Annotated in this window: 4 protein-coding genes; all 4 read right to left on the bottom strand. The window is 71.2% G+C overall.

Annotated features, from left to right (window positions below; translation table 11 throughout):
- A partial coding sequence (gene nadB, locus L995_RS04185; protein ID WP_047469431.1) for an L-aspartate oxidase occupies nucleotides 1–1,212 on the bottom strand: 1,212 nt, incomplete at its 3' end.
- A 10-nt stretch (nucleotides 1,213–1,222) separates the two neighbouring features.
- Nucleotides 1,223–2,356 (bottom strand): quinolinate synthase NadA, encoded by a 1,134-nt coding sequence (nadA, locus tag L995_RS04180; RefSeq protein WP_017405637.1) that lies wholly within the window; start codon nucleotides 2,354–2,356, stop codon nucleotides 1,223–1,225.
- Nucleotides 2,357–2,500: 144 nt separating this feature from the next.
- Nucleotides 2,501–4,252 (bottom strand): sensor domain-containing diguanylate cyclase, encoded by a 1,752-nt coding sequence (locus L995_RS04175; RefSeq protein WP_047469427.1) that lies wholly within the window; start codon nucleotides 4,250–4,252, stop codon nucleotides 2,501–2,503.
- 15 nt (nucleotides 4,253–4,267) lie between these two features.
- Nucleotides 4,268–5,215: a delta(1)-pyrroline-2-carboxylate reductase family protein gene (locus tag L995_RS04170; RefSeq protein ID WP_047469425.1), complete on the bottom strand. Its 948-nt coding sequence runs from the start codon at nucleotides 5,213–5,215 to the stop codon at nucleotides 4,268–4,270.
- Between the last annotated feature and the right edge of the window lie 184 nt (nucleotides 5,216–5,399).

The raw sequence follows: 5,399 nt of genomic DNA, 5'->3' as shown, positions 1-5,399 counted from the left end.
GGCCAGCGCCGGGGCGGCTGCTGGCTGCTGCGCGATGGCCCGGGCGGCCGCGCGGCCCATCACCACGCATTCGAGCAGCGAATTGCTGGCCAGCCGGTTGGCGCCGTGCAGTCCGGTGCGCGCCACCTCGCCGATGGCGCGCAGGCCATCGACATCCGTGCGCCCGTCGATATCGGCCAGCACGCCGCCGCAGGCGTAGTGGGCGCAGGGGGCCACGGGAATCGGCTGCGTCGCAATGTCGATGCCATGGCTGGCGCACAGGGCCATCACGCCCGGGAAATGCGACTGCAGCCAGGCGCGGGGCCTGTGGCTGATGTCCAGGTGCACGAAGGCCAGGCCATGGCGGTCCATCTCGTGCCGGATGGCCCGGGCCACGATGTCGCGCGGCGCCAGTTCGGCCCGCTCGTCATGGGCAGGCATGAAGCGCGTGCCGTCCGGCAGGCGCAGCAGGGCGCCTTCGCCACGCAATGCCTCGGAGACCAGGCCGGCCGCGCGGCCGCCCACCTGCAGGGCCGTGGGATGGAACTGCATGAACTCCAGATCACCCACGCGGCAGCCCGCGCGCCAGGCCATGGCCACGCCATCGCCCGTGGCGGTGGCCGGGTTGGTGGTGGCGGGATAGACCTGCCCCAGCCCGCCCGTGGCCAGCACGGTATGCGCGGCATGCCAGCGCTGCTGGCGGCCATCGGGCAGGCGCACCAGCGCGCCTGTGCAGTGCGCAGGCTGTCCTTCGGTCAGCAGGTCCAGCGCGCTGGTGTGTTCATGCAGATCGATGTTCGCGCGCTCCCGGCAGGCGCGCAGCAGGGCGGCGTGCACGGCCTGTCCGGTGCAGTCGGCGGCATGCACGATGCGGCGGCGGCCGTGGCCGCCCTCGCGCGTGAGGTGCAGGCCACCGCTGTCGTCACGCGTGAAAGGCACGCCGTGGGCCACCAGCCAATCGATGGCGTCGGGCGCCTGCTCAAGGATGGCGCGCACGGCCTGCGCATCGCACTGGCCTGCGCCCGCGACCAGGGTGTCCGCCAGGTGTTCGTCGATGCTGTCCTGTGCATCCAGCACGGCGGCAATGCCGCCCTGGGCCCAGGCGCTGGCGCATTCCTCGGCCGCGCCCTTGCTGAGCAGGGCCACGCGCAGATGCGGCGGCAGCGACAGGGCGGCGGCCATGCCGGCCAGGCCGGCGCCGATGATGAGTACGTCCATGGAGGGCTGGGTCATGGCGTGCTCCTCAGGCGGGACCGAAGTGCTGGAAGAGCGCCGCATCGCGCGCAAGGTCACCGCTGGCGCGCACGGGCTGGCGGTGGCCGGCCGCGAAAGCCAGCATGCGTTCGATGGGCCGGCGCGCGGCCTGGGCGATGGCGGGATCCACCTCGATGGCGCACAGGCCCTGCTCCAGGGCCAGCTCCACGCCCTGCAGGCTGTTCATCGCCATCCACGGGCACATGGCGCAGCTCTTGCAGGTGGCGCCCTGGCCGGCCGTGGGGGCGGGCAGGAAGGTCTTGCCCGGGTAGCGCATGCGCATGTCGTGCAGGATGCCCTGGTCGGTGGCGACGATGAAGGTGTCGGTGGGCAGCCGGCCAGCCGCGTTGATGAGCTGGGTGGTGGAGCCCACCACGTCCGCCTGGGCGGCCACGGCGGCCGGCGACTCGGGGTGCACGAGGATGGCGGCCTGCGGATACTCCAGCGCCATGGCGGCCAGTTCGTCGGCCTTGAACTCGTCATGGACCAGGCAGGAGCCATGCCACAGCAGCATGTCGGCGCCGGTCTGGCGCTGGATGTGGGCGCCCAGGTGGCGGTCGGGGGCCCAGAGGATCTTCTCGCCGCAGGCGTGCAGGTGGGCCACGATGTCCTGTCCCACCGACGATGTGACCACCCAGTCGGCACGCGCCTTCACCGCTGCGCTGGTATTGGCGTAGACCACGACCGTGCGGTCCGGGTGGGCGTCGCAAAAGGCGCTGAACTCGTCTGCCGGGCAGCCCAGGTCCAGCGAGCAGCTGGCGTCGTCGTCGGGCATGAGCACGCGCTTTTCCGGGCTGAGGATCTTGGCGGTCTCTCCCATGAAGCGCACGCCGGCCACGACCAGGGTGCTGGCCTGGTGCTGGGCGCCGAAGCGCGCCATCTCCAGCGAATCGCCCACGCAGCCGCCGGTCTCGCGCGCCAGGTCCTGCAGTTCGCCATCCACGTAGTAGTGGGCCACGAGCACGGCATCGCGCTCGTGCAGCAGGGCGCGTATGCGCTCGGTGGTCCGAAGGCGCTGGGCGCGGTCCAGTTCAGGGGGAATGCGGGCCCAGGCCTCGCCGATGCCGCACTGGCCGGCGTGGGAGAAATGGGGCTTGTCGTACTGCACGGATTTGAGCTGCATGGTGGCCGTCCGGGACTGTGGAAAAGGTCTGGTGATGGCTGCGAATAATATGCTCAATTTGAGTATTAGTGTGATGTTTTTTCCCGCACTGGTGTTTTGCGGCAGGCGGCAAGCCGAGGGGGCAGAAAGCGGCGCGGGGCCGTCTCAGCGCTGAAGCTGCACGTTGTTGCGGCCTGCGCCCTTGGCCTCGTACAGCGCTTCGTCGCCACGGCGCAGCATGGTGGCGGCCGTGTCCGTGGTGCCGCGCAGCGTGGCCACGCCCACGCTGGCGGTGACGGGCTCGCCGTGGGCCATGGGCGTGGAGGCCAGCAGTTCGCGCAGTTGCTCTGCAATGGCCACGGCCGCGTCGGCCGTGGTGTCGGGCAGCAGGGCCAGGAATTCCTCGCCCCCCATGCGGGCCAGCACGTCGGACTCGCGTAGCCGCATGCGGAAGGCGCGCGCCAGGGTGCGCAGCACGGCGTCGCCCATGTCATGGCCATGCTGGTCGTTGATGCGCTTGAAGTGGTCCACGTCGATGACGAGCACGCTCAAGGGGCGGCCGCTGCGGCGCGCCAGCGCCATGGCGAAGTCCAGCTGGAAATCGAAGCCCCGGCGGTTGAGCAGGCCCGTGAGCGGATCGCTGCGCGCCTGGTGCTCCAGCTCGGCATTGGCCTGCTGCAGCTGCAGGGTGCGCTCGCGCACCTGGCGCTCCATGGCCTCGTTGGCCGAGCGCAGCTGGGCAATGCTGCCGCGCAGCGCCTGCGAGAGGCGGTGCACTTCGCGGCTGCTGTGCAGCTGCGGAATGTCCGGCGCCGCGCCGCTGCCATCGATGCCGTTGGCCGCGCGGGCCAGGCGCTTGAGGTCCTGGCTGAGCCTTCGTGCCACCAGCCAGGCGATGACGGCGGCCACCAGCGCCGCCGCCAGGCCGCCGGCCAGCACCTGGTGCATGGCCTGGCGCGCGGGCGCATAGGCGCTGTCGTGCGGCTGGCGGGCCACGATGTGCCAGCCCATGGCCGTCACCCGGTTGTGGGCCTGCAGCGGCACGGTGGCCGTCAGAAAGCTCTGCGGACTGTCCTGCCAGCGCGCCACCTGCACGGGCAGCAGCGTGGCATCGGACGTATCGGCAGACACGGTATGGGCCACCGGCAGGCGCTGGTCCAGCGCCTGCAGCGGCTCCAGGCTGTCGCCCGGGGCGTGGATGATCTTGCCGTGGCGGTCAAAGATGAAGAGGCCGATCTGGCGATCCCCGCTGTCGGCCTGCTGCAAGGTCTGCATGGTCTCTCGCACCCATTCCCAGCTGCTGTGCATGCACAGCACGCCCTGCGTGAGTCCGCCCACGCGGATGGGCGCTGCAAAGTCCATGAACCGGCGCGGCGCGCCGTCGGCCGGGGGCGCAAGCAGCGCGGCCATGCGCGGCGAGGAGGCACGCACGTCGCCCACATGCACGCGCTGCAGCCCCGGCTCGAACCAGGGCCGGTCGCTGACATCGTGGCCCACCAGCAACTGGTCGGTGGCGCTGCGCACCGTGCCCTCGGCGTCGGCCACGCCTATCCAGAGGTTGGACGGCGTCAGCGAACGGGCGCGGTTGAGCAGCGCTCCCACGCCCGGGGAATCCAGCCCTTGCACCCACAGCTCCGGCGAAGCGGCCAGCACCTCCACGGTATGGGCACGGCTGAACAGCCCTTCAGACAACTGCCGCGCCGCGTTGGAGGCCATGGCATGCAGCGAGGCGCTGACCTCGCGCTCCATGCGCCAGCGCAGCAGTTCGCCGAAGGCCAGCGACATCAGCACCGTCACGCCCACCAGCAGCGAGCCGAAGACCAGGGCCAGTTGCGTGCGCAGGCCCAGGCGCTGCCAGCGGCCGGGCTCGGTGCTTGGGGGCGGGGCGGGGGAATCCGGGGGGGGAAGCTCGTTCAACGCAGAAATCCGTCGTCAACTGTTCTGAAGCGCAGCCCGGCGCATTGCCAGGCGGGTGGCCGCAAGGTCCCAGTCCCCCCATCCGCAGGATTTGAACAGCACCGGCACCTGCGGGCGCAGCCATTGCTCGCGCACCACCTGCTCCAGCGTGGGCAGGGCGGCCACGTCCATGCCCGCCTGCAGCAGATCACCGGCTTCGTGCAGCGCATCTGCGGTATCGACGACGACGCGGCCCGCCTGCGCAAGGCCCAGGCACAGGCTGGGCGCCAGCTCCACCATCTGCGGCGTGAAGGCGCCCACGGCCGAGACGAAGGCATCGGCGCGCGGGGCTGCATGCAGCACCACGGCGCGGGCCGGCGTGCAGGTCACGATCAGCGGGCAATGGCGCGCGGCGGCCTCCAGATCCTGCACGGCACTGGCCTGCAGGCCCATGGCATGCGCCTGGCTGACCAGTGACTGGGCGCTCTCGGCGCTGCGCGATGCCACCTGGACCTCGCGCACGCCCAGGCCTGCTGCAAAGGCCTGCATATGGGCCAGGCCCTGCACGCCGGCGCCCACGATCAGCAGCGGGCCCTGCGGATTGGGAGCCAGCCTTTGCGCGGCCAGCAGCGATACGGCGGCCGTGCGCCGCGCCGTGACCGTGGGGCCGTCCAGGATCAGGCGGCGCTCGCCCGTGGCCACATCGAAGACCACCACATCGCCCTGGATGGTGGCGCGCGGCGTGCCGGCATTGCCGGGCGTGAGGCTGATCAGCTTGGTCATGGCCACCTGCCCATCGGTGGCGGGCATGCAAAACAGGCTGCCTCCTGCGGGCAGTGGCATCACGATGCGCGGCGGCACCTGCACTGCCTGGGGCTGCAGCAGTACAGCCGCGATCTCTTCGGCCAGCTCCTTCCAGGGCAGCAGGGCGGCCGTGGCCTGCGCGTCTAGGGCGGCGGAGGAGTGCGTGCTGGAATGGCTCATGGCCGCGACTGTACACAGTAGGCGCGCGCAGGCCAATGCGCGATGTGTCCGGTGGTGCACCCAGGCCCGCGCGGGCCTGCGCAGGCACTACGATGTCGCCTATGTCACAAAAGCCTTCTTATCCGCGCGAGGAGCCCAGCTGGGACGGTTCGGCGCGGCCCGAAGCTCCCCGCAAGGAATCGGC

The sequence above is a fragment of the Delftia sp. ZNC0008 genome (genome assembly GCF_000799035.1).
Classification (GTDB): domain Bacteria; phylum Pseudomonadota; class Gammaproteobacteria; order Burkholderiales; family Burkholderiaceae_C; genus Comamonas; species Comamonas tsuruhatensis.
The sequence above is the reverse complement of the archived record's forward strand: the minus strand, read 5'-3'. Positions and strand labels throughout refer to the sequence as shown.

Excerpts from the sequence above, each read along its gene's own strand:
- nadA (WP_017405637.1), bottom strand. The coding sequence starts at position 2,356 with ATGCAGCTCAAATCCGTGCAGTACGACAAGCCCCATTTCTCCCACGCC.
- L995_RS04170 (WP_047469425.1), bottom strand. The coding sequence starts at position 5,215 with ATGAGCCATTCCAGCACGCACTCCTCCGCCGCCCTAGACGCGCAGGCC.